Raw genomic sequence first — 22,353 nt, forward strand, 5'->3', positions numbered from 1 at the left:
GGTATTTCTGTTTATTTCTGCCGGTTAAGCATGTCGCTAATACATTTGTTTACAGTTTGCTGTTCCTATTGTCTTGACCCTGCCGAGCGGGTGGTCGATCATTGCGATATAAATTTTTTGTAAACATTAATCTGTTATGCACCCGGGAGAAACATCATGCAGGTAACACGGATAGTCAGTGCCCTGGCACTGAGCCTAACACTGACACTGGCCGGAGTAGGTGCTCCGCCCGTTTTAGCGTCAACGGATAACAAGGTGTGCAGTGGCGAGCAGTGCGAGAATGAGATGCGCCGGCTAATCAAGCTGGCCCGTGCCGGCAGTGGTGACGCAGCAGCATTTGTAGCCATGGCCTATGCCTCTGGCGATGGTCTGGAACAAGACCATAAAGAGGCAGCACGTTTTATTAAGCTGGGGGTAAGGCATCGCAACCCCATGGCAACCTATTTAATGTCAGACTGGCACCGGAATGGTTTTGTGCTGGAGCAGGATATTGAGCAGGCAGATAAACTGCTGGCCCAGGCTGTTAAAAGTGAGTATGCCCCTGCCATGTACCAGCAGGCAGTGCTGTATTTGCAAACTGATGAAGAAGCCAAAGTAACCGAAGCCGTCAGCCTGCTGGAAAAAGCAGCAGAAAATAAACTGATGAATGCAATGTTTTTGCTGGCTCGCTTAAAGCAAACCGGTACCGCCACCGAGCAGGATTTAGCCGGAGCTGGCGAGCTTTACAAAGCATTAACGCTGGCTCGGCACCCGCAAGCACGCGATTATCTGCAGCAGGTGATCACTGAACTGGCCGCAGATGAGCAGCAAACTGAGCTGATAGCCAAATTCAGAAGTGTTGATGACATTGAAGTGATTGAAGTACGTGGCCAGAAAGTAGAGGCCAATGTCATGCTGGATGGTCTGGTACGGCGGTTAAATGCCAGTGGCAAATATGATCGCCGCTCAATAGGCAGCCGGATCAGTGGGGTCAGCTGCGAGGATTCCGGTTCAGCCTGTGCGTCGATAAAGCCAGGCAAAGGCGCCAGCTCGCTGACTGAAGTTCTGACCGGCGTTAAGTAAAGTTGAAACAGACATAAAAAAAGCACCGTAAGGTGCTTTTTTTATGCGCGACTTACCTGGCAAATTAACGATTGCCCAATACCGCGAAACGCTTTTTGAAGCGGTCAACCCGGCCGCCTACGTCTAATACTTTCTGCTTACCGGTATAGAACGGGTGGCAGCTTGAACATACGTCCAAGTGAATATCTTTACACAGTGCAGAATGGGTTTTGAAGCTGTTACCGCAAGTACAGGTTGCAGTAATTTCTTTATATTCTGGGTGAATACCTGGTTTCATGGGTTACCTCGTTAGGCCGTATCGCTATCTGGTCATCATGTGCCAGACACCATACGTAATTACAGTTAATTAAGGGCGCGTAGCTTAATTGATAGCCAGCAAAGTTGCAACTATCCAACAGGCTTATTTGCAACTTTGTTTTACTTGGCAGCAGCCAGAGGGCACCTTACACTATGCACTATCTAACCTGAAGGACGTTAACCTTGTCAGTTATCCGCGTTGCTCTGCCGCTGCCATTGCGCCAACACTTTGATTATTTGCTCAGCAGTGGCCAGCAGATCCAGATTGGCTGCAGAGTGCGGGTTCCTTTTGGCAAACGCGAATTAATTGGCGTGGCCTGGCAACTTGATCCGCCGGACCATTACCCTATTCCTCAGCTAAAACCAGTGATCAGCGTTATCGACGCCGATCCAGTGCTAGACGAAAACCTGCGACAGTTACTGACATTCGCCGCCGAGTATTATCATCATCCGCTGGGCGAAGTGCTCACTGCAGCACTACCCGCCTTGTTGCGTGAAGGCAAAGATCTCGCAGACTACCAGCAATATGCGTGGCAACTAACTACGGCAGGCACTAGCGCCACCGCAGCGGATTTTAAACGTTCGGCCCGGCAACTCGCCCTCTGGCAGGCCCTGCAGCAAGGGCCGGTTGCTGCCGCAGAGCTGTACGGCAGTCATCCGCAGACGGCTATAAAGCAACTCGAAGCAAAAGGCTTGATAGAAAAGGATGTCTTGCCACTTGCGCCCTTCAGCGAGCGTGGCCTTAAACAGCCAGCACTGCAACTGACTGCCGATCAGGCCTTGGCAGTAACCGCAATTAATCATGCTGCCGGCCGTTTTCAGAGTCTGCTGCTTGAAGGGGTAACCGGCTCAGGTAAAACCGAAGTTTACCTGCAGGCCATTGCTCCATTGCTTGATGCCGGCAGGCAAGTATTGGTGATCGTACCTGAAATTGGCTTGACACCGCAGACTCTCTCCCGCTTTCAAAGCCGTTTTCAGGCTCCGGTACTGTGCTGGCACTCCAATCTGACAAATACAGAACGTTTGCATTGCTGGCAGCATACCCACGCTGGCAGTGCCGCTATTGTCATTGGTACCCGCTCTGCGTTATTTCTGCCATTTGCCAGTCTCGGCTTAATTATTATTGATGAGGAACACGATCAGTCGCTGAAGCAGCAGGATGGTTTTCGTTACCACGCCCGGGATCTGGCCATAAAACGGGCAGCAATAGAGCAATGCCCGATTTTACTGGGTTCAGCCACGCCTTCACTGGAAAGCCTTTACAACTGCCAGCAACAACGCTTTGTTCATCTTAGCCTGCACAACCGGGCAGCTGGCCAGGCTATGCCCCGTTATCAGCTGGTGGATTTAAAACAGCAGGTACTGCAGTTTGGCTTAGCCAGCCAAACCCTGCAATACATTAAGCAGCAGCTGCAGCAGGGCATGCAGGTGATGTTATTTTTAAACCGGCGCGGTTTTGCACCAGCCCTTAGCTGCCAGGAATGTGGCTGGCTGACCGAGTGCCACCGCTGCAGCGCATTTACCACCTACCATAAACAAAGCCGGCAGCTGGTATGTCATCATTGCGGCGCCATAAAAGCTGTACCGCGCCAATGCGGACAATGCGGCAGCGCCCGGTTGGCCCCTGTAGGCCAGGGTACCGAGCAGCTGGAAGAAAATTTACAGCAGTTGTTTCCTGATATTGCAATAACCCGGCTGGATCGTGACACCACCCGCCGCAAAGGTGCACTGGCCAGCGCGCTTGACAGCATCAACCAAAGCGGGCCACGGCTTATTCTTGGTACTCAGATGCTGGCTAAAGGTCACCACTTTCCGTTTGTTACGCTGGTAGTGATTGTTGATGTTGACGGGGCACTTTACAGCAGTGATTTCAGAGCTCCGGAACAACTGGGGCAGCTGCTTACCCAGGTTGCAGGCCGGGCCGGCCGGGGCAGTAACCCCGGCACCGTTTTACTGCAAACGCATTACCCCGAACATGTGTTATTGCAGGACATTATTCATAATGGTTACGCGTCTTTTGCCCGCAGTGCCCTGCTGGAGCGTCAACACACCCGATTGCCACCCTATCAGCATCTGGCGCTGTTCCGGGCAGAAGCACTGCAAAGCGCACATTGTCAGCAATGGCTGACTGAGCTGGCAGACCTTGCGAAAACGCTGCCCGGGTTGGAGCTTTTAGGCCCACTAAGCTGCCCGATGGAAAAACGCGCCGGCAAATATCGCTGGCAGCTTCAGTTGTACAGCAATCAGCGACCCTTGCTGCATCAGGCACTGAATACGCTGCTTATTGCATTGCAAAGTTGGCCACTTAGCCGCCAGCTAAAGTGGCAACTGGATGTTGATCCGATCGATCTTAGCTAACCGCTTCGGCCCTGCTTATTTCTTTTTCAGACTAAGCAGGTAGAATAGCGCCAGTGAATTCTTAAGCCAGGTTGTTAAGCTGTCGATATGCCGCAAAAAGATTACGTAAAAACTGCCCGCCCCAAGCCCAGAGCAAAACCCGGAGCCGCTAAAGCACGCAGGGGAAACAACAGAGCGGCTACGCGGAGTAGCCGGCCCTGGTTACTGATAACGGTAACAGCAATGCTACTGGGCGGTTTTGCCTGGTTTCTATGGTATTTAAAGCAGCAACCAGCAGATACTGTCTCTACCACCCCCGCAGTACGCCAAAATACCCAGCAGGCCGACAAATCAGGCGCTGATGACTTACCAGCCAAACCGGTTGCTGAGCCCTACCAGTATATAAAAGAGCTGGAAAACAAAGAAGTACAGGTAGAAGTAGACACAACCGGGCGCGAACCACAGGGACCATTTCAGATGCAGTGCGGCTCGTTCAGGCAAGCTGATCAGGCTGAAGCCATGCGGGCCCAAATCGCTTTTGCCGGGTTTGCCTCAGCTGTCAGGCGCACCGAGGGCAGCAATGGTGTCTGGTACAGGGTAGTGTTGGGTCCTTACGATTCGAAGCGACAAGCAACAGCAGACCGTAACCGCTTGCAGCAACAAAATATCAATGGCTGCCGGATCTGGAACTGGACTTGAAAAGCAGCAGCACCAGCCACACTTAAGCCCTAGGTTCATTCGCCATAGGGCAAAAATTCATGACAACTATAGTTTCTGTACGTCGCGATGGCCATGTTGCCATTGGCGGCGATGGCCAGGTGTCACTGGGCAATACCGTAATGAAAGGTAACGCCCGTAAGGTACGCCGGCTTTACAATAACAAAGTACTGGCCGGCTTTGCCGGTGGTACCGCCGATGCATTTACACTATTTGAACGCTTTGAAGCGAAACTGGAGCTGCATCAGGGGCATTTAATGCGCGCAGCGGTAGAACTTGCCAAAGACTGGCGTACCGATAGGATGCTGCGCAAACTTGAGGCTCTGTTGGCTGTCGCTGACGCCACCTGCTCACTGATCATTACCGGTAACGGTGATGTTATTCAACCGGAGCAGGATTTAATCGCCATTGGCAGTGGCGGCCCTTTTGCCCAGGCTGCCGCGACCGCGCTGTTGCAAAACACTGAGCTCAGTGCCCGGGATATTGTTGAAAAAAGCTTAACAATAGCGGGTGATATCTGTGTTTACACCAACCAGCAACACACCATTGAACAACTTTAAGCAGGTTAATTATGTCTGATATGACACCCAGAGAAATTGTCCACGAGTTGGACCGGCATATTATTGGCCAGAGCAAAGCCAAACGCGCAGTCGCAATTGCCCTGCGCAACCGCTGGCGCCGGATGCAGCTGGAAACAGGCCTGCGAGCCGAAGTGACCCCGAAAAATATTCTGATGATTGGTCCCACCGGGGTCGGTAAAACGGAAATTGCCAGGCGCCTGGCGAAACTGGCCAATGCCCCTTTTATAAAAGTTGAAGCGACCAAATTCACTGAAGTCGGTTATGTTGGTAAAGAAGTCGAAAGTATTATTCGGGATCTGACCGACAGTGCAGTAAAAATGCTGCGCGAACAGGCGATCGCCAAGAACCGCTTTCGGGCCGAGGAAGCCGCGGAAGAGCGGATATTAGATGCGTTACTACCCAAAGCCCGGGACAACTGGGCCGACGCTGATAATCAGCCAGCCACTGATACCAACACCCGACAGATATTCCGCAAAAAATTGCGTGAAGGGCAGCTTGATGACAAAGAAATTGAGCTTGAACTGGCCCAAACCCCGGTTGGTGTTGAAATTATGGCCCCCCCTGGCATGGAGGAGATGACTTCACAGTTACAAAGTATGTTCCAGAGCCTGGGCAGTGATAAAAAGAAAAAACGTAAACTGAAAATAAAAGATGCATTGAAGCAACTGATTGAAGAAGAAGCGGCCAAGCTGGTAAATCCGGAGGAGCTTAAAGCCGAAGCGCTGGAAGCCGTGGAACAAAACGGTATTGTTTTTCTGGATGAGATTGACAAAATTTGCAAACGCGGTGAAACCAGTGGCCCCGACGTGTCGCGCGAAGGCGTGCAACGCGATTTGCTGCCATTGATTGAAGGCTGCACCGTCAATACCAAACATGGCATGGTAAAAACCGACCATATTTTGTTTATTGCATCTGGTGCATTTCAGATGAGTAAACCGTCTGATTTAGTTCCCGAGTTGCAGGGCCGCCTGCCCATCCGGGTAGAGCTGGAAGCCCTGACCGCTGCCGATTTTGAACGCATTCTAACAGAGCCTAAAGCATCATTAACTGAACAATCTATTGCGATGCTGGCAACTGAAGGGGTAAAAATCAGTTTCAGTGACGACGGCATTAAACGGATTGCTGCGGCAGCCTTTCAGGTAAATGAAACCACAGAAAACATCGGGGCCCGCCGTCTGTATACCGTGATGGAGCGCTTGCTGGAAGAAATATCCTATGATGCGGCTGACCACGCTGGTGAGCATATCGAGATTACTGCCGATTACGTTGAGCAGCATCTGGGCGCGTTAGTGCAGGATGAAGATTTAAGCCGGTTTATTCTTTAACGAAGGTTTCTGCAAGCAATGACATTACGCACCTTGCACTATCACCGGCAACGTCGCTTGCTGGATTTAGTATTCACTGACGGTACGCTAAAGGTGCTGTCAGCCGAATTTTTGCGGGTGCATTCGCCATCTGCCGAAGTACGTGGTCACGGCAAGCCTAAACTGGTGGCGAATAAACGAGATGTTGCTATCAGCATAATTAACCCCGTCGGCCACTACGGGGTTAAACTGATATTTGACGATGGTCATAACACCGGCCTGTACCACTTTCGCTATTTGTGTCAGTTGGCAGACGAACAGGAGGTGCTATGGCAGCGCTACCTGGCCCGGCTTAAAGCAGCCAATGCCAGCCGCGAAAGCCTGATCAATATACGCCCGCTCGGCTAACTTGCCTTTGGTTAACTGACACCTTGTCAGGCTTTAAATATTTCAACGCTCTGCCGCAAACTGGCAGCCTGCTGCGACACTTCCTCACTAATCGTTGCATTTTGCCGGGCATATCCAAAAGTATCGTCCGATAAGTCGCGAATTTTTACCACGTTTTTATTCACCTCTGCCGCAACATGACTTTGCTGCTCAATTGCTGCCGCTATCTGAGTGGTCATATCCATAATGTTGGTTACATCACCGGTTATCTCGCCCAGCAACGTCATAGCAATGCCCGCCTGTTCAGCGCTGTCTGCCCCTTGCTGCCGGCACTGTTGCATCGCATCAACAATATGCCGGGTACGACCTTGTAACGCTGCAATAATTTCTTCAATCTGACCGGTAGACTGTGCGGTTCGCTGCGCCAGATGACGTACTTCATCAGCAACCACCGCAAAACCCCGGCCCTGATCACCCGCCCTGGCCGCTTCGATAGCTGCGTTAAGAGCCAGCAGGTTGGTTTGTTCGGCAATACCTCGAATAACATCCAAAACCGAGCCAATGGTCTGACTGTCCTGCTCCAGTTCGGTAACGATACTGGTTGCTTCCTGCAGCCGGCCTGACAGTTGCTGAATTTGCTTAACGGTTTGCTCCACTTCCCGTCGGCCGCTAGTGGCATTCTGGTTAGTTGCATCAGCCTTGGCAGCGGTCATTTCGGTGTTACTGGCAATTTCATTAATTGTGGCGCCCATTTCAGTCACTGCCGTGGCAACCATATCGGTCTCCGCCTGCTGACGCTGCATACCCTGACTGGTATCAGACGTCGACTGAGCTAACTCTGCGGTTGCCTGGTCCAACATTCCCAACGCCTCATTAACGGTTCGAATCAAATGCTGAATATCGGCCAGCATGGCATTAAAATCCTGTGCCAGCTGGCTCATTTCGTCCTGACCACTCTCATCGACCCGCTTCCGGAAATCATGCTCGTTGCGGATTAAGCCAATGGTTTGGCAAACAGCCAATACCGGACCAATTATGCTGCGGCTGGTCAGGCCAACCAGAGCAAGCATTAATAGCAACACGACAACAAAAATAACAACGGCCAGCTGCTTGGTGCTGGCAACCGCAGCCGTTATAGCATCGCTGGTTTCTGCCGACAGGGTTTCAAGACTGCTCTCAGTATTCTGGATAGCCGAGCGCATGTCTCCAGTCAGCCCCTGTGTTTCATCCAGACCCAACCGCTGCATACCGTCAACCAGACTGTTAAAACCGTCCCGGTATGCGTTGGCGGCAGCAGTACCCGCCGGGAAACTACGCTGCAATGAACTGATAAAAGCCGCATATTCATTGTTGAAAGCCTCGGCATAGCGAGGTTCAAGCCGCAATAAGAAATCTTTTTCCAGCCGGCGTAACTGCAATAATGTCATAAGCAGCTCGGTTTCTTCAGTCTGGCTGAGTTGTTGCTCCAGAGTTTGAGCACTTTCCCGCAAGCGACCCTGTAAACCTTCGGCAGGTGTTAAACCTAACTGCTGCTGCTGCGCAACCAGCTTATTAAATACCTGCTGATACTCGGCAGTAAGCTGGTTGAATCGGTCCAGCGGCGCAGTAGTGATGTCATGCTTCTCCAAATATTGTCGCAGGCTCACAACTCTTTCAGTTAACTGGCCAATTCGATCATTTAAGCGTTGCTGATATTTCAGATCGCTGCGCATCATAAAATCTTTTTCATGTCGGCGCAGCATCAGTACAGTAGTATTAAGTTGTTCCACTAACTGCTGGGTACTGGCCAAACTGGTTAACTGGTTGCTCTGGTAAAACAGAATGGCCAGCATCAGCAGCATAGCAATAATGAGGGCGAGAGCGTTGGCTAACAGCCGCTGCTTTATGGTTAAACGACGCAACAACTTCATAAAGATTACTCTTAATGCAAGACTGAATTTAAGACTAGATTACTTTAGTAAATGTTAATAGCAACCACTGAATATTTAGCGGGGATAGTTTTTAATAAATGCCAATGCTTCGCTTTCAGGTAGCGGTTTGGCAATGTAATAGCCCTGCACTGCGTCGCAGGATAAATTGCGCAACAAGTTAAGTTGCTCTACTGTTTCCACACCTTCAGCCAGAATACGTTTACCCAGGCCATGCGCCAGCTTTATCATGGTTTTGACAATCATCATATCGGAGTCATTCGACGTCATGTCCATCACAAAACTGCGATCTATTTTTATTTTTTCAATCGGCATTTTACGTAAATAAGCCAGCGAAGAATATCCGGTACCAAAGTCATCTATTGATACTTTAATACCCATTTGCTGCAGCTCCAGGGCAAAATTTGAGCCTTTTTCCATATCCTGCATTGCCGTATTTTCGGTTACTTCCAGCTCAATCATTTCAGGAGACACTGCATATTGTTGCAGCAGGCCTTTAAGCTCCTGCTTTAAACCCTCCTGCTCGAAATGGACTGGCGACATATTAATGGCTAACGGAATATGTAAACCTAGTTGTTGCCAACGCTGAATACTGGCTACGGCACTGCGCAATATCACCAGATCCAGTACCTGACTCAGACCAAGTTGTTCGCATAATGGTAGAAACTCACCCGGCATTAACAAGCCACGTTGCGGGTGCTGCCAACGCACCAGTACTTCAAAACCTTCTAACAGGTTACTGCGCAAGCTAAGCTGTGGCTGGTAATACAACACAAACTGATTCTCACTGATCGCCTGCAGTAATTCACTTTCCCAGGCCAGTAAGCGAGCGGTTTCTTCCTCCATACCCGTTTGATAACTCAGCCAACTGGCCTGCAAACGTTTGGCCTGATGAAAGGCAATATTGGCCTGTTGCAGCAGCTGCTCAGCACTGAGCGCATGCCGCGGATAATGAGATAAACCAATGCTGGTAGTCAGTTTTACCGGGCCGCTATCAAGTAAAAATGGTTTTTCAATCAACTGCTGCACATGTTGCAGACTATATTGCAGCTGTTTCTCATTGACGACATCGGCCAGCACCAGCGCAAAAATATCGCCACCGGTTCGGGCAATCAATACCGGTTTCACAATGCTTTGTTCAAAACGCCGGATAACTTCGCGTAAAATCCGATCGCCCTGCTTCAGGCCTACTGACTCATTAACGTTTTTAAATTTATCCAGACCCAGCATCACTAAATGCAGGTTAGCGGCATCTGCCCTGGTAATTAACTGCTCAAGCTGAATAAGCAGCGCGTCACGATTAAGGGCTCCGGTCAGTTGATCATGTTGATCCAGATACCGGGTTTTTTCAGTCAGTTTCAAGTTTGTGCTGCGTTCATTTTCCTGTAGCCAGATAACCAGTGAAAAACCCAGCGTTACCAGCAGCGCCAACTCAATAGTTTTGTATAAAAACATCTGATTAAAGGTGCTTAAAATGCTGATTTGCGTCATGTTACTCAGGGTATTTCCCAGATAAAGCATACCCCAGAGAACAAGCACAACAGACGCCACTTGCGGACCAAGACCGTGGCTTTTCTTTTGCCATAAGCCGGTACCCGCCATAAACAACAATATACCTGTTAAGATAAAGCGAAAATGAGCTTCCAGTAATGAATGCCATGATGGTAAATCAGGCAGTGCCAATGGTAAGCCCACCCCCAAACATGACAATATAAAAAAGATAATAAAGTAACGGCTCACTGGCCAGCTGAGAGCATGGCTGGCGTTCAACGGAAATTGCAACCGGTTACCCAGCAACATTAACAACGCAAAGCTATAGCAAGCGAAGTGGACAATAACAGCCAGCGGCAGCTGCGCCCAGCTTTGACCAAATTCAGTGGTATAAAGCAATAAAATAGCAAATTGATAGCCCGCGAAAGCCAGAAAAGCAAGGAACCAGACTTTAAGGTAGGTTTGCCGGTATACACGAAAGTAATACCACAAAAAAAACGCCATAAGCAACGCCAAACCGGTTTGGGACATATAAAGGGCATTTCGGGCGAAAAATTCTGCGGACACAATGCGCTCTCTTATTGCATGGCTACTACACCTTAGCAAACAAATTGCTTTTGCAGCAATACTTTGTTGAAAGCATAACTGCAAGCAGACAACATTATTTCCTTGAGCTTGCAAGGCTGAGCGCTATACTGTGCAGAAGTTGTTGCCGCCTACGGAGCTTTATATGGAATACAATACTTCAGAACTGTGCGATCTTTATGCGGATCAGGTTGATGTGGTTGAACCGATCTTTGCAAATTACGGTGGCAGACGTTCATTCGGCGGCCAGATTCATACTATTAAATGCTTCGAAGACAACGGCCTGGTGCGCCAGGTTCTTGCTGATAATGGCGTAGGAAAAGTGCTGTTAATTGATGGTGGCGGTTCAGCACGTCGGGCTTTAATTGACGCTGAGCTGGCCAGTATTGCTACCAGTAATGGTTGGGAAGGTATTGTTTGCTATGGCAGCGTCCGCGATCTGGATGCGCTGGAAGATTTTGAAATTGGTATTCAGGCAGTAAATGCCATCCCTATCGGTGCTGATGATAATGGCTTTGGCGAAACCGAGGTTCCCGTTAATTTTGCCGGCGTTACATTTTTACCCGGCGATCATTTATACGCAGATAGCACCGGTATCATTTTGTCACCGGATCCGCTTGATATCGAATAGCGATACAAAGAATTTTTATGTTACAACGTTTTAGCAGCGAAGAACTCGGCAAATATTGTATCCGGCGCAGCGGTGAAACCCGGTTGGGTCAACAGCTGCTGTTACCAGATCCACAGTTACCCTATACCGAGCTGCTGGCAGCCCATAAAGCAGCAGGTGGCCAGTTTGTTCTGTTGGGAATAGCGGAATGTATTGGTCCGCTGGCCAATATGGGTAACGCTGGTGCTGAATTAGCCTGGCAGGCTTTTTTGCAGCGTTTTTTAAATCTGCAACATAATGACAGTTTGTGTACTGACAGCGTATTGCTATTAGGCCAGATTGACTGTGCAGATTTACAGCAGCAAGCCGCAACATTAGACAACCAGAATGCGCAAGACCTGGCTAAGTTGCGCCAGCTATGCGCCAAGCTGGACCTGCGCGTTAAACAACAGCTTGAGCCGATTTTCGCTGCCGGATTATACCCGGTGGTTATTGGCGGTGGCCATAACAACGCATACCCGCTGTTGCAGGCACTGGCTGAAGTAAGCGGGCAACCGGTAAACTGTGCCAACCTGGATCCGCATGCGGACTTCAGGCCGCTGGAAGGGCGGCACAGTGGCAACGGCTTCAGCTACGCCAACGCCGGCGGATATCTCGGCCATTACACTGTTTTAGGACTGGATCCACAGAAAAATTCTGCGGCCAGTTTAGCCATGCTGCAACAAGCTGGCGGCGATTTTGTCAGTTACCAGCAATTTGCTGTTCGCCAGCAACTTAGCTATCAGCAGGCATTGGATAAAGTGATAGAGCAGTGCTGCTATGGTAAAGCAGATATTGCGATTGAACTGGATACCGATAGTATTCAGGCAATGCCTGCCAGCGCTATTAACTACAGTGGCCTTAGTGTGGAGCAAGCAGCTCAGTTTGTCTTTCAGCTGGCACGGTTGCCGCGGGCCCGCTACTTACATCTGGCTGAGGCAGCGCCGGCGTGTCACCCTGCTGGGCTTGCCGCCGGAATTAATCAATGTGGGCAGGTGCTATCAGCACTCGTGCTGGCGTTTACAGCAGGCAAAGCTCAGCAACCACCTGAGATTTAACCCGGATGCCGCTGTTGCCACTGGCGCAGCCATGCGGGAAAGCCACTTAACTCAAACGGCTGTGAATACCAGAACCCCTGGCCACGTGAACAGCCCATCCGCAGAAGTTTATCTTCAACTTCGGCCCCTTCCACACCTTCGGCAATGACGCCTAGCCCCAGGTTCCGGGCCATATCAATAATAGCGCCGGTAATGGCGATATGGGCTTCTGTTTTATGTAACTCGCTGATAAAGCTACAGTCTACTTTAACGTACTGCACAGGCAGCTGCCGCAAATACGCCAGAGATGAAAAACCGGTACCAAAATCATCTAATGCTAATTCAACACCCAGCCGGTGTAACCGTTGCAACATTGCCATGGTACGTTCCGGCTCTGCCACTAACGCATTTTCGCTCACTTCAAGCATAAGCAGTTGTGGCTTCACCTGATAGGTATCGAATAGCTGTTCCAGTGCTTCAATCAGCTCGTCCTGCAACAAGTCTTTGCTGGAAATATTGACGGCTATCCGGCTGACTAACTGTTGTTCTAACAAACTGGCAATCGTTTTAACGGCCTGCTCCAACACCCAAAGGGTCAGCGGATAAATAACCCCCATTTCCTCAGCAAGCGCCAGAAAAGCCTCAGGCGCAAGCAAGCCTTTTTTGGGATGCCGCCAGCGGATAAGCACTTCAGCGGCAAGCACCTGGCGGTTTCGCATTGCCATTTGTGGCTGCACAAACAATACCAGCTGATCCTCGTCAATCGCCTGGCGAAGTTCAGCCATCAACGCCAGTTTTTCTGTTGTGTAATTAATCATCTCAGAGTTGAACATCATACTGGCGCTACGATGCCATTGAGAATGCTGTAATGCCAGATAAGCACGCTCCAGCAGCTCATTAAACTGGGTGCTATGATCAGGATAGAGTGAAATACCAACCCCTAACTGATAATCAATGGCGCAACCATGAACCAGCATTGGCTGTGGCACAGACTGTTGCAACTGCCGGGCTAAAAATTCGGCCCGCGCTGGTTGCGACCCCACATCAAGCCAGATGGCAAAGTCGACACTACCAAGGTGGCACACCCTGACCGGTTGCTGCTGACGGTATTCATAAGTCAGAATTTTATCTTCATCAGTCAGTTTGTCATTTATCCGCTGAGCAATCTGAGCCAAAATCAGATTGCTGTTACTGTGCCCCAGCAACTGATTGATCTGGTCGAACTGTTCTACTTTCAGCAGAATAAGCGCAAATTGCTGCTCGGGCGCACTCTTCAGCAGATCATCAAGCTTACGTTGTAAGGAAAATTTGTTAGGAAAGCCGCTGATGTCATCATGTAAGGAATAAAAACCCTGCATATCAGGTTTAGGTTGCAACGCCCGCCATAGCCGGTATTTTAAGACAACAATGTAACTTAATGCTATTAGCAATAAAACCAGTAATAACAAGGTTATCGGCAAGGCCGGTGCAGATTGATTAGCCATCGCCGGCCCACTTCCCGCGAACAGCCCCAAAGCCAGCAAACGATTGAATCTGATTATCATGGCGTTACCACATCTTACCGCAGCTGTGTTATTGTGCTGACAGCTTACCGCAAATTTAATGCTTGTAAAGCTGCCCGCTTTACAGCCTTACCGGCTTCCCTTGAATAATCAGCTGCTTAAGCTGATTTTCCCCAAATTGATAGCAAAGTTCAGCGGGTTGGCTGATTGCATAGCAGGCAAAGTCTGCCCGCATCCCGATGCTAAGCACTCCTCTGTCTTTCAATCCTAATGCTGCCGCGCCGTGCCGTGTTACACCAAGCAATGCTTCTTCCGGTGTTAATCGGAATAAGGTGCAAGCCATATTCAGCATCAGTGGCAGTGAGCACAAAGGTGATGTGCCGGGATTAAGATCCGTCGCCACCGCGATGGGCACCTGATACTGCCGCAACAGCTTTATTGGTGGAAGCTGAGTTTCCCGCAGAAAATAGTATGCGCCCGGCAACAAAACTGCGACGGTGCCGGCTTTGGCCATAGCAGCCACCCCGGCTTCATCCAGAAATTCAATATGATCAGCCGACAAACCAGCAAATTCGGCCACCAGGGAGCTGCCACCCAGATTTGACAGTTGTTCTGCATGCGCTTTAACAGGCAGCCCTAATGCCCGGGCAGTAGCAAATACTTTGCGGCACTGGTTGACACTGAATCCTATTCCTTCACAGAACACATCAACGGCATCGACCAGTTTGGCGGCATGTAACCCGGGCAGCATCTGGCAAACTGCGTCAATGTAACCATCGGCATTATTCGCATATTCAGCAGGTAGCGCGTGAGCACCCAGAAATGTTTTTGTCACATTGACCGGATGATGGGCATCGAGCTCGGCGGCGACCTCCAGTATTTTTTGTTCAGAAGCGAAATCCAGGCCATAGCCCGACTTTATTTCAACCGTTGTCACCCCCTGCGCCAGCAAGGTATTCAGCCGGTCTTTTGCCAAAACAAATAGTTCCTGGTGACTGGCGGCGCGGGTAGCGGCTACGGTTGCGTTAATACCACCACCACTTGCTGCAACTTGCTGATAACTGGCACCATTTAAACGCATTTCGAACTCATTGGCCCGGTTGCCGGCATAAATCAAATGAGTATGGCAATCAATAAAGCCAGGCAGCAACCACTGGCCCTGCATGTCATGTACAGGGGTTGCCATTACATCAAATTCTGGTAATTCATCTCGCCTGCCAACAAAGGCAATCAGGCCGTCTTTTACCGCAAGCACACCCTTTTCAATAGCGCCGTACGGCACACCATTGTCGTTCATTGTGGCGATGTTGGCGTTAATCCAGATGGCATCAAACTGCTGCATACGGTTCTCCTGTTGGCAAATACAAAATAATTTTACACCATCAACTTGTATATACAACCAAATTGCAGTATTTTTTATTTAGCAGGAGTGATCAATTGCATGCTAACGGAGTGATTATGGCAGTTGCCAAGTTTGCCGAGATAAAAGAGTTTATGCTAAGCCAGATTGAAATTGGCGCCTGGCCAGAGCATAGCCGGGTACCATCTGAAAATGAGCTGGCGGAGCAATTCAGTGTCAGCCGGATGACCGCCCGCCGGGCACTGCAAGAGCTAACCGAGCAGGGTATTCTGTATCGTACTCAGGGCGTTGGCAGCTTTGTCGCTGCCCTGAAATCGCAATCATCATTGCTGGAAATCCGCAACATTGCCGATGAGGTTCACTCCCGTGGCCATGCATACAGCGCCCGGCTGGTTCAGCTTACTGAACTGCCCTGTCCGACAGTTATTGCCAGTGCACTGGGCCTGCGACGCAATGATCCGGTTTTTTTCTCGTTGATTGTTCATCTGGAAAACAGCCTGCCGTTGCAACTGGAGGCCCGCTATGTCAGCCCATTGCAGGTGCCAGACTACACTGCACAGGATTTCAGCTACCAAACACCTCATCAATACCTGAGCCTGATTGCCCCACTAACCGAAGCTGAACACACAGTAGAGGCTATCTGGCCGGATGATTTTACCTGTAAGCATTTAATGCTGAAAAAAGCTGAACCCTGTCTGCGCCTGACCCGCCGCACATTCAGCCGTGAAGGGGCGGTCAGTCTTGCGTACTTAACATCACCGGGTAGCCGCTATCGTTTAGGCGGTCACCTGAATTTTTCATTACCAAATAGCAGAGAGAGCATCTGATGACAGACTCACGAATTGATAACAGCCGGGTAGTGCGAGCTGAGCGCGGTGCCACCATCAGCGCAAAAAGCTGGCAAACCGAAGCCGCCAAGCGGATGTTAATGAACAATCTTGACCCGGAAGTAGCCGAACACCCGCAATCACTGGTGGTATACGGGGGGATCGGCCGCGCCGCCCGAAACTGGCAGTGTTTTGATAAAATTGTTGAAGTTCTGAACCGGCTGGAAAACAACCAGACTTTACTGGTGCAAAGCGGTAAACCGGTGGGTGTGTTTCCTACTCATCCCGACGCGCCGCGGGTACTGATTGCTAATTCAAATCTGGTGCCGGCCTGGGCCAACTGGCAACACTTTAACGAGTTGGATCGTAAAGGTTTGATGATGTACGGTCAGATGACCGCCGGCTCCTGGATCTACATTGGTACCCAGGGCATAGTTCAGGGTACCTACGAGACCTTTGTCGCAATAGCCAGACAGCATTTTAATGGCGAAGCTGCGGGCAAATGGATATTAACCGGTGGTTTAGGAGGTATGGGTGGTGCGCAGCCACTAGCTGCCACGATGGCCGGCTTTCATATGATTGCCTGTGAGGTGGATGAAAGCCGCATTGATTTCCGGCTGAAAACCCGCTATCTGGACAAAAAAGCTTACTCACTGGATGAAGCATTAGCCATGCTGGAGCAAGCCAAAGCTGAAGGCAAACCTACTTCCATAGGCCTGCTGGCTAACGCGGCAGATGTGTTCAGCGACCTGGTTAAACGCAACATAACGCCCGATGTAGTTACCGACCAGACCTCAGCCCATGACCCGTTAAACGGTTATCTGCCGCAGGGGTGGACGATGCAACATGCCGAGGAGCAGCGTAAAACAGATGAAACCGGCGTGGTCAAAGCGGCGAAGCAGTCGATGGCGGTGCAGGTAAAAGCCATTCTGTCGCTGCAACAACGCGGCGCAGTGGCAACAGACTATGGCAACAATATCCGGCAAATGGCCAAAGATGAAGGTGTAACCAATGCCTTCGATTTTCCGGGCTTTGTGCCCGCCTATATCCGGCCGCTGTTTTGTCAGGGTATCGGGCCGTTTCGCTGGGTGGCGTTATCGGGCGATGCAGATGACATCTACAAAACCGATGCCAAGGTAAAAGAGCTTATCCCGGATGACCCACACCTGCATAACTGGCTGGATATGGCGCGTCAGCGCATTCAGTTTCAGGGGCTGCCAGCCCGTATTTGCTGGATAGGATTAAAAGACCGGGCCCGAATTGCCCTGGCCTTTAACGAAATGGTAAAAAGCGGCGAGCTTAAAGCCCCTGTCGTCATTGGCCGTGATCACCTGGACTCAGGCTCAGTAGCGAGCCCGAACCGTGAAACCGAAGCAATGCTTGATGGCTCTGATGCCGTATCAGACTGGCCGCTACTAAACGCCCTGCTGAACACCGCGGGCGGCGCGACCTGGGTATCTTTGCATCATGGCGGTGGCGTTGGCATGGGTTACAGCCAGCATAGTGGCGTGGTAATTGTTGCCGACGGCACGGACGAAGCAGCAAAGCGGCTAAGCCGGGTTCTGTGGAATGACCCGGGCACCGGCGTAATGCGCCATGCGGATGCTGGCTATGACATCGCAGTAAATTGTGCGAAAGAACAAGCCCTGGACTTACCAATGGTTACGGAGTAACAACATGAGCTTTACCCTGAATTTAGTGCCAGGTAAGTTAACCCTGGCCCAGTTGCGACAGATACAGCAAGGCCCGGTGCACCTGACATTGGACAGTGCAGCGATACCTGCTATCAACAAGTCAGCGGCCTGTGTCGCTGATGTCATCAAGCAAAATAAAGTGGTGTATGGCATCAATACCGGTTTCGGTCTGCTGGCCAACACCCGGATTAAAAATGAAGAGCTGGAACTGTTGCAGCGATCGATTGTGTTATCACATGCTGCCGGGTTTGGTGACTTTATGGACGACAGTACAGTTCGCTTAATGCTGGTGCTGAAAATTAATGCATTGGCCCGCGGTTTCTCCGGGATCCGGCTAAGTGTTATTGAAGCGTTAATTGGTTTAGTTAATGCTGGGCTTTATCCCTGTATACCGGTTAAAGGTTCAGTCGGTGCGTCTGGCGATTTAGCACCCCTGGCGCATATGGTGTTACCGTTAATTGGCGAGGGCGAAGTCAGCTATCAGGGGCAGATATATGATGCAACCGAAGGGCTGGCACTGGCAGGGATGGCACCACTTACTCTGGCCGCGAAAGAAGGCCTGGCATTGTTAAATGGTACTCAGGCTTCGACAGCCCTGGCACTGGAAGGCCTGTTCAGGGCTGAAAATCTGTTTGCTGCCGGCACCGTTATTGGCGCCATGAGTGTAGAGGCAGCACTTGGCAGCCGCGCGCCATTCGATAGCAGGATCCATCAAGCCCGTGGCCAGCAAGGACAAATTGACGCAGCTCAGATATACCGTCACTTACTGACATCCGGATCAGAAGTGGGTACCTCTCATCAGGATTGTGAAAAAGTACAGGACCCATACAGCCTGAGATGTCAGCCACAGGTAATGGGTGCCTGTCTGACCCAAATCCGCCAGGCTGCAGAGGTGCTGCAGGTTGAAGCGAATGGGGTAACAGACAACCCGCTGGTGTTTGCCGATGAAGGTGATATTTTATCTGGCGGCAATTTTCACGCCGAACCGGTGGCAATGGCCGCAGACAATCTGGCCCTGGCGATTGCCGAAATTGGCGCCTTATCAGAGCGGCGGATGGCTTTGCTGATTGACGCCAGTTTGAGTAAGTTACCGGCATTTCTGGTTCCTAATGGCGGCGTTAACAGCGGCTTTATGATTGCCCAGGTTACTGCAGCCGCGCTGGCATCTGAAAATAAAAGCCTGGCCCACCCGGCTTCGGTTGACAGTTTACCTACGTCAGCCAATCAGGAAGACCATGTCTCTATGGCTACCTTTGCGGCACGGCGTCTGGCAGATATGAGTGAAAATACAACTGGCGTGCTGGCGGTCGAGTACTTAGCTGCAGCTCAGGGACTGGATTTCAGGATGCCACTTAAAACCACTCCATTGCTGGAAAACGCCAAAGCACTGTTGCGCCAGGACGTCAGTTTTTACAATCAGGATCGCTATTTCGGACCAGATATCGAAAAAAGCGCCAGCCTGATCCGAAGTGCAACGCTGAATCAGTTTATACCACCTGCCACATTATGTAGCTTTTAAGCTGCACTACCCCTATCTGAAGTTGCCGCACCAAAAAGGTGCGGTAACTTCAGAATTGCACCTCTTTGTTATTTTTGCAGCGATTTCTGGCTAGACCAGTATGTTTTTGTTTGCTACCTTGTTGTTTTCACTTCAACTGCTGATTTGTCACTATACTCAGACAAGCAGACATTAACTGGCGATGGTTATGACATTAAAAGTTGTGCATAAAGTCATTCTGGGCTTTGGTTTTATTGCTGCATTACTGCTGTTTGCCAGTATTTTAGCGCTGTTTAGTTTTAATACTGTTACCCAATACAGTAATGACGTAAATGAGCTGGCGGTTCCAGCCCAGCAACAGAGTAATTTGGCGCAAATTCAGTTGCTGAAACTGGCAAAATTGTCAGCATTGGGCTTCACCGCAGAGCAGCAGTCAGAATTAAACGAATATCAGCAGCAGTTTGCCGCAAATAAAAACCAGTTCACAACTCTGATGGCCGATTTTAATCGGTTAACAGCTAAAGACGATGCTTTGCAGCAACCGCTGCAGGCTGCGTTAAATCATTTCAGTCAATACAGCGAAGCAGTAGACAAAATGTTCAACGCCCGCAGCGAGAGCAATGCAGCGGCGAATGCTGTTGTAGCCGAATTGAGTGAACTTGAAACCTTAATAGACGACGCTGGTGCCGGTTTGCTGGATTTAGCTGATGCCGACTTGTCGCTCGATGATGATTTAATGGAGCAGATAAGTGGCAACGCCGGCCGGATCGATGGCCAGATTTTAGGTTTACTGAATACTGTAAGGGAAATGGCAGGCTACGTTGAACTGGCTGCTCTGGAACGGAATCAGGAGAATATAGGTTTTACCCTCAGTGATATCCAGGTAAATATTGATTATCTTGACCGGCAAATAACCGGTATTGATACGGATGGCCTCTGGCCAGAGTTCCAACAGCAGTTCACTGCGTTAACGCAAAGGCTGCAGGGAGAAACCAGCCTCATTGGCTTAAAACAGCGTCAGCTACAGCAACAGCAAACAGCCCGGCGCCAATTAAATAGTTCCGAGCAGCAAGTTGCACAGGCAGTACTGGCTTTAGATCAGGTTGTTGAGCTGGCAGATCAGCGCTTTAATCAACTACAGCAACAAGTATCAAACGCGCTAAATTCAGGCAGTAACCGTACACTGGTCATGATGCTGGTATTGGTGGTGCTGGCAATAGTCGCAGCATATTTTACCATCAGTGCAATGCTTAAACCGCTGGCCAGCATTAACCATATGCTTGGTGACATTGCCAAAGGTGATCTAACCCGCGAGCTTACTATCGTTCAGCAAGATGAGTTTGGTGCCTTGTCTGCCAAGGTAAATAGCCTGATAGCGGCACTGCGCAGTTTAATTACTAATATTCAGCAAAACGCGACTGACTTAAATAATAATGCCAGCCAGTCCAGCAGTGAAGTACAGGAAATAAGTACCTCACTACAACAGCAGCAACAGCAGATAAGCCGGGTTAATGGTATTACCAGCGAGTTGGCTGATAATAATCAAACGGTGGCAGAGCAGGCAAAACATGCGGGCGAAGCAATGCGTCAGGCTTTAGAGCAAAGCCAGCAAATTCAGCAAATAGCCAATAAAAATAAACTTCTGATAACCGGCCTGGCAAGTCAATTGGCGGGCACCAGCGACGTAATGAATAAGGTCAATGATCAGTCGACCAATATTGGTGGCATTCTGACAACCATCAGCGCCATAGCAGAGCAAACTAACCTGCTGGCATTAAACGCAGCAATTGAAGCTGCAAGAGCCGGTGAACAGGGTCGGGGCTTTGCGGTAGTGGCAGATGAAGTACGCTCCCTTGCAGGCCGGACTCAGCAGGCAACGAATGAAATAAGACAGATGATTGCCAGCTTGCAGCAGCAAAGCCAGCAGGCGGTATCGTCGGTACTAACCGGTAAAACAGATGCTGAGCAATGCGTTGCCACAACTGAGCAACTTGCAGCCGCATTAGAAGCGGTTAATCAGGCAATGGCGCAAACCCGGCAAATAAGTAATGCTGTCAGTGAGGCCAGTGCCAGTCAATTGAGCCTGGGTACAGATATCAGTGACAACATGCAACAAATGGTACAACTTACCAATAACAGTGCCAGTAAAGCGCAAAGCACGCTGGTTCACAGTGATGATGTTGCAAGATTGGCTGAGCAGCTGCAATCGGCCGCGACCCGCTTTAAAATTCAGTAAGTCGAAACTTCCGACCTGCTACCAACAAACCAGCAATAAAAAAGCTGGCCGAAGCCAGCTATGCAGGAAGTGAAGCAGTCCGTGTTTATTATTTTGATTCCTTTCGCCACTAAATATCGCTTTTTTCAGACCAAAAATCCTGATGAAACTTTGATATCAGCTCTGAATTATTGGCACTTGCTGAATTTTTGCCCGTTTTTGCTGCCTTTTTAAGCTTTTATTGTCCAGCAGGCTAATATTCGCTTCCTGGGCAAATATCCAGGCCTGATTTGAAAAACCACCACTACTGACCACTATGCCATCAGTAATATCTGCCGCCAGCATTTGCTGAAACATAGCCCTTACCTGGGTGATATCAACCGGCATACAGCTTTGTTGGATTAACACCAGAGTGTCGCGTTGTGCCTGAAGTAAATGGTAGTCCGCACCAACTTTTTCACTGGTTGCCAACAGCCCTTTGCGGCTTAACAGGCGTTGCGCTTCCTGTAAAAACTGTTGCTGGCGGTCGCCGCTGCCCAGTAAGGCTTGCAGTCGCAGGTTCAGCCCCGCCAGGCGATGCTCATCGTCAAGCTCCATAAAAGCTAACACATTACAAAAAAGTGCTACTACAAACATCAGAACAAAGCTCCACAACATAAACGTCGACCAGAACGCCGACAATGTCAGGTCTTTGTCATTTAATAGCAGTGAGTGCTCGGCGAAGAACAGATAAACGCCACCAGCCAGTACACCAATTAATGTGCTGATGGACGAAACCCAAAGCCATTTACTTTTCATAACCACCTCAAACCTGTGTTGTCTGGGGGGTATTATCAGTCGCGGGTTGCTTTCGTGCTTTACCAAGTTTTGATAAATGCTTTA

18 protein-coding genes are annotated in these 22,353 nt (G+C 49.9%); 12 read left to right on the forward strand and 6 right to left on the reverse strand.

The window, feature by feature from the left end; genetic code table 11:
* Window positions 1-156 precede the first annotated feature (156 nt).
* Window positions 157-1,062: a tetratricopeptide repeat protein gene (locus tag KQY15_RS13305; protein WP_254795705.1), complete on the forward strand. Its 906-nt coding sequence runs from the start codon at window positions 157-159 to the stop codon at window positions 1,060-1,062.
* A 64-nt stretch (window positions 1,063-1,126) separates the two neighbouring features.
* Here KQY15_RS13305 and rpmE read toward each other — a convergent pair whose 3' ends face one another.
* Entirely contained in the window at window positions 1,127-1,339 is a 213-nt protein-coding gene (rpmE, locus tag KQY15_RS13310) for a 50S ribosomal protein L31 (protein ID WP_019675731.1), read from the reverse strand.
* A 203-nt stretch (window positions 1,340-1,542) separates the two neighbouring features.
* On the opposite strand from rpmE, the gene priA reads away from it, so the two are divergent.
* From priA to KQY15_RS13335, 5 genes are all read left to right on the forward strand, one after another.
* Entirely contained in the window at window positions 1,543-3,717 is a 2,175-nt protein-coding gene (gene priA / locus KQY15_RS13315) for a primosomal protein N' (protein WP_217669945.1), read from the forward strand.
* A 222-nt stretch (window positions 3,718-3,939) separates the two neighbouring features.
* Complete coding sequence (locus KQY15_RS13320) at window positions 3,940-4,395, forward strand: SPOR domain-containing protein (RefSeq protein WP_254795706.1); 456 nt, start codon at window positions 3,940-3,942, stop codon at window positions 4,393-4,395.
* A gap of 59 nt (window positions 4,396-4,454) precedes the next feature.
* Window positions 4,455-4,973 (forward strand): ATP-dependent protease subunit HslV, encoded by a 519-nt coding sequence (gene hslV / locus KQY15_RS13325; protein WP_217669949.1) that lies wholly within the window; start codon window positions 4,455-4,457, stop codon window positions 4,971-4,973.
* Between the two features lie 11 nt (window positions 4,974-4,984).
* Complete coding sequence (hslU, locus tag KQY15_RS13330) at window positions 4,985-6,319, forward strand: ATP-dependent protease ATPase subunit HslU (RefSeq protein WP_217669951.1); 1,335 nt, start codon at window positions 4,985-4,987, stop codon at window positions 6,317-6,319.
* 18 nt (window positions 6,320-6,337) lie between these two features.
* On the forward strand, window positions 6,338-6,706 hold the full coding sequence (locus tag KQY15_RS13335; RefSeq protein ID WP_217669953.1) for a gamma-butyrobetaine hydroxylase family protein: 369 nt from the start codon (window positions 6,338-6,340) through the stop codon (window positions 6,704-6,706).
* 26 nt (window positions 6,707-6,732) lie between these two features.
* Here the strand turns inward: KQY15_RS13335 and KQY15_RS13340 are convergent, their stop codons facing one another.
* Window positions 6,733-8,595 carry a methyl-accepting chemotaxis protein gene (locus KQY15_RS13340; RefSeq protein ID WP_217669955.1) on the reverse strand — a complete coding sequence of 621 codons (1,863 nt, stop codon included), beginning with the start codon at window positions 8,593-8,595 and terminating at the stop codon, window positions 6,733-6,735.
* Between the two features lie 75 nt (window positions 8,596-8,670).
* The gene (locus tag KQY15_RS13345) at window positions 8,671-10,608 is read right to left on the reverse strand and encodes a bifunctional diguanylate cyclase/phosphodiesterase (protein WP_254795707.1); all 1,938 of its coding nucleotides are present in this window, start codon (window positions 10,606-10,608) and stop codon (window positions 8,671-8,673) included.
* Window positions 10,609-10,834: 226 nt separating this feature from the next.
* Here KQY15_RS13345 and rraA point away from each other — a divergent pair, with 226 nt between their 5' ends.
* Both rraA and KQY15_RS13355 read left to right on the forward strand, forming a co-directional pair.
* Window positions 10,835-11,320, forward strand: coding sequence for a ribonuclease E activity regulator RraA (gene rraA, locus KQY15_RS13350; protein ID WP_217669959.1), 486 nt, complete (start codon window positions 10,835-10,837; stop codon window positions 11,318-11,320).
* Between the two features lie 17 nt (window positions 11,321-11,337).
* A complete protein-coding gene (locus KQY15_RS13355) occupies window positions 11,338-12,396 on the forward strand; it encodes a formimidoylglutamase (RefSeq protein WP_217669961.1) in 1,059 nt (352 codons plus the stop codon).
* Here the strand turns inward: KQY15_RS13355 and KQY15_RS13360 are convergent.
* Both KQY15_RS13360 and hutI read right to left on the reverse strand, forming a co-directional pair.
* Window positions 12,393-13,919 (reverse strand): putative bifunctional diguanylate cyclase/phosphodiesterase, encoded by a 1,527-nt coding sequence (locus KQY15_RS13360; protein WP_217669962.1) that lies wholly within the window; start codon window positions 13,917-13,919, stop codon window positions 12,393-12,395. The genes KQY15_RS13355 and KQY15_RS13360 overlap by 4 nt on opposite strands.
* A 79-nt stretch (window positions 13,920-13,998) precedes the next feature.
* Window positions 13,999-15,219 carry an imidazolonepropionase gene (gene hutI / locus KQY15_RS13365; protein WP_217669965.1) on the reverse strand — a complete coding sequence of 407 codons (1,221 nt, stop codon included), beginning with the start codon at window positions 15,217-15,219 and terminating at the stop codon, window positions 13,999-14,001.
* A 116-nt stretch (window positions 15,220-15,335) separates the two neighbouring features.
* On the opposite strand from hutI, the gene hutC reads away from it, so the two are divergent.
* The 4 genes from hutC (at window position 15,336) to KQY15_RS13385 (ending at window position 21,492) form a co-directional block, all read left to right on the forward strand.
* The gene (gene hutC / locus KQY15_RS13370; protein ID WP_217669967.1) at window positions 15,336-16,064 is read left to right on the forward strand and encodes a histidine utilization transcriptional repressor HutC; all 729 of its coding nucleotides are present in this window, start codon (window positions 15,336-15,338) and stop codon (window positions 16,062-16,064) included.
* Window positions 16,064-17,737: a urocanate hydratase gene (hutU, locus tag KQY15_RS13375; RefSeq protein WP_217669969.1), complete on the forward strand. Its 1,674-nt coding sequence runs from the start codon at window positions 16,064-16,066 to the stop codon at window positions 17,735-17,737. The genes hutC and hutU overlap by 1 nt, the downstream gene beginning before the upstream one ends.
* Window positions 17,738-17,741: 4 nt before the next feature.
* On the forward strand, window positions 17,742-19,277 hold the full coding sequence (gene hutH / locus KQY15_RS13380) for a histidine ammonia-lyase (protein WP_217669971.1): 1,536 nt from the start codon (window positions 17,742-17,744) through the stop codon (window positions 19,275-19,277).
* A 187-nt stretch (window positions 19,278-19,464) separates the two neighbouring features.
* Window positions 19,465-21,492 (forward strand): methyl-accepting chemotaxis protein, encoded by a 2,028-nt coding sequence (locus tag KQY15_RS13385; protein ID WP_217669973.1) that lies wholly within the window; start codon window positions 19,465-19,467, stop codon window positions 21,490-21,492.
* A gap of 156 nt (window positions 21,493-21,648) precedes the next feature.
* Here KQY15_RS13385 and KQY15_RS13390 read toward each other — a convergent pair whose 3' ends face one another.
* Window positions 21,649-22,269 (reverse strand): restriction endonuclease, encoded by a 621-nt coding sequence (locus tag KQY15_RS13390; RefSeq protein ID WP_217669975.1) that lies wholly within the window; start codon window positions 22,267-22,269, stop codon window positions 21,649-21,651.
* Between the last annotated feature and the right edge of the window lie 84 nt (window positions 22,270-22,353).

Source organism: Arsukibacterium indicum (assembly GCF_019100565.1).
GTDB classification, from domain to species: domain Bacteria; phylum Pseudomonadota; class Gammaproteobacteria; order Enterobacterales; family Alteromonadaceae; genus Alishewanella; species Alishewanella indicum.

Coding starts and splice junctions, on each gene's coding strand:
- KQY15_RS13305 (WP_254795705.1), top strand. CDS start 157: ATGCAGGTAACACGGATAGTCAGTGCCCTGGCACTGAGCCTAACACTG.
- rpmE (WP_019675731.1), bottom strand. CDS start 1,339: ATGAAACCAGGTATTCACCCAGAATATAAAGAAATTACTGCAACCTGT.
- KQY15_RS13320 (WP_254795706.1), top strand. CDS start 3,940: ATGCTACTGGGCGGTTTTGCCTGGTTTCTATGGTATTTAAAGCAGCAA.
- hslV (WP_217669949.1), top strand. CDS start 4,455: ATGACAACTATAGTTTCTGTACGTCGCGATGGCCATGTTGCCATTGGC.
- hslU (WP_217669951.1), top strand. CDS start 4,985: ATGTCTGATATGACACCCAGAGAAATTGTCCACGAGTTGGACCGGCAT.
- KQY15_RS13335 (WP_217669953.1), top strand. CDS start 6,338: ATGACATTACGCACCTTGCACTATCACCGGCAACGTCGCTTGCTGGAT.
- KQY15_RS13340 (WP_217669955.1), bottom strand. CDS start 8,595: ATGAAGTTGTTGCGTCGTTTAACCATAAAGCAGCGGCTGTTAGCCAAC.
- KQY15_RS13345 (WP_254795707.1), bottom strand. CDS start 10,608: ATGGCGTTTTTTTTGTGGTATTACTTTCGTGTATACCGGCAAACCTAC.
- rraA (WP_217669959.1), top strand. CDS start 10,835: ATGGAATACAATACTTCAGAACTGTGCGATCTTTATGCGGATCAGGTT.
- KQY15_RS13355 (WP_217669961.1), top strand. CDS start 11,338: ATGTTACAACGTTTTAGCAGCGAAGAACTCGGCAAATATTGTATCCGG.
- KQY15_RS13360 (WP_217669962.1), bottom strand. CDS start 13,919: ATGATAATCAGATTCAATCGTTTGCTGGCTTTGGGGCTGTTCGCGGGA.
- hutI (WP_217669965.1), bottom strand. CDS start 15,219: ATGCAGCAGTTTGATGCCATCTGGATTAACGCCAACATCGCCACAATG.
- hutC (WP_217669967.1), top strand. CDS start 15,336: ATGGCAGTTGCCAAGTTTGCCGAGATAAAAGAGTTTATGCTAAGCCAG.
- hutU (WP_217669969.1), top strand. CDS start 16,064: ATGACAGACTCACGAATTGATAACAGCCGGGTAGTGCGAGCTGAGCGC.
- hutH (WP_217669971.1), top strand. CDS start 17,742: ATGAGCTTTACCCTGAATTTAGTGCCAGGTAAGTTAACCCTGGCCCAG.
- KQY15_RS13385 (WP_217669973.1), top strand. CDS start 19,465: ATGACATTAAAAGTTGTGCATAAAGTCATTCTGGGCTTTGGTTTTATT.
- KQY15_RS13390 (WP_217669975.1), bottom strand. CDS start 22,269: ATGAAAAGTAAATGGCTTTGGGTTTCGTCCATCAGCACATTAATTGGT.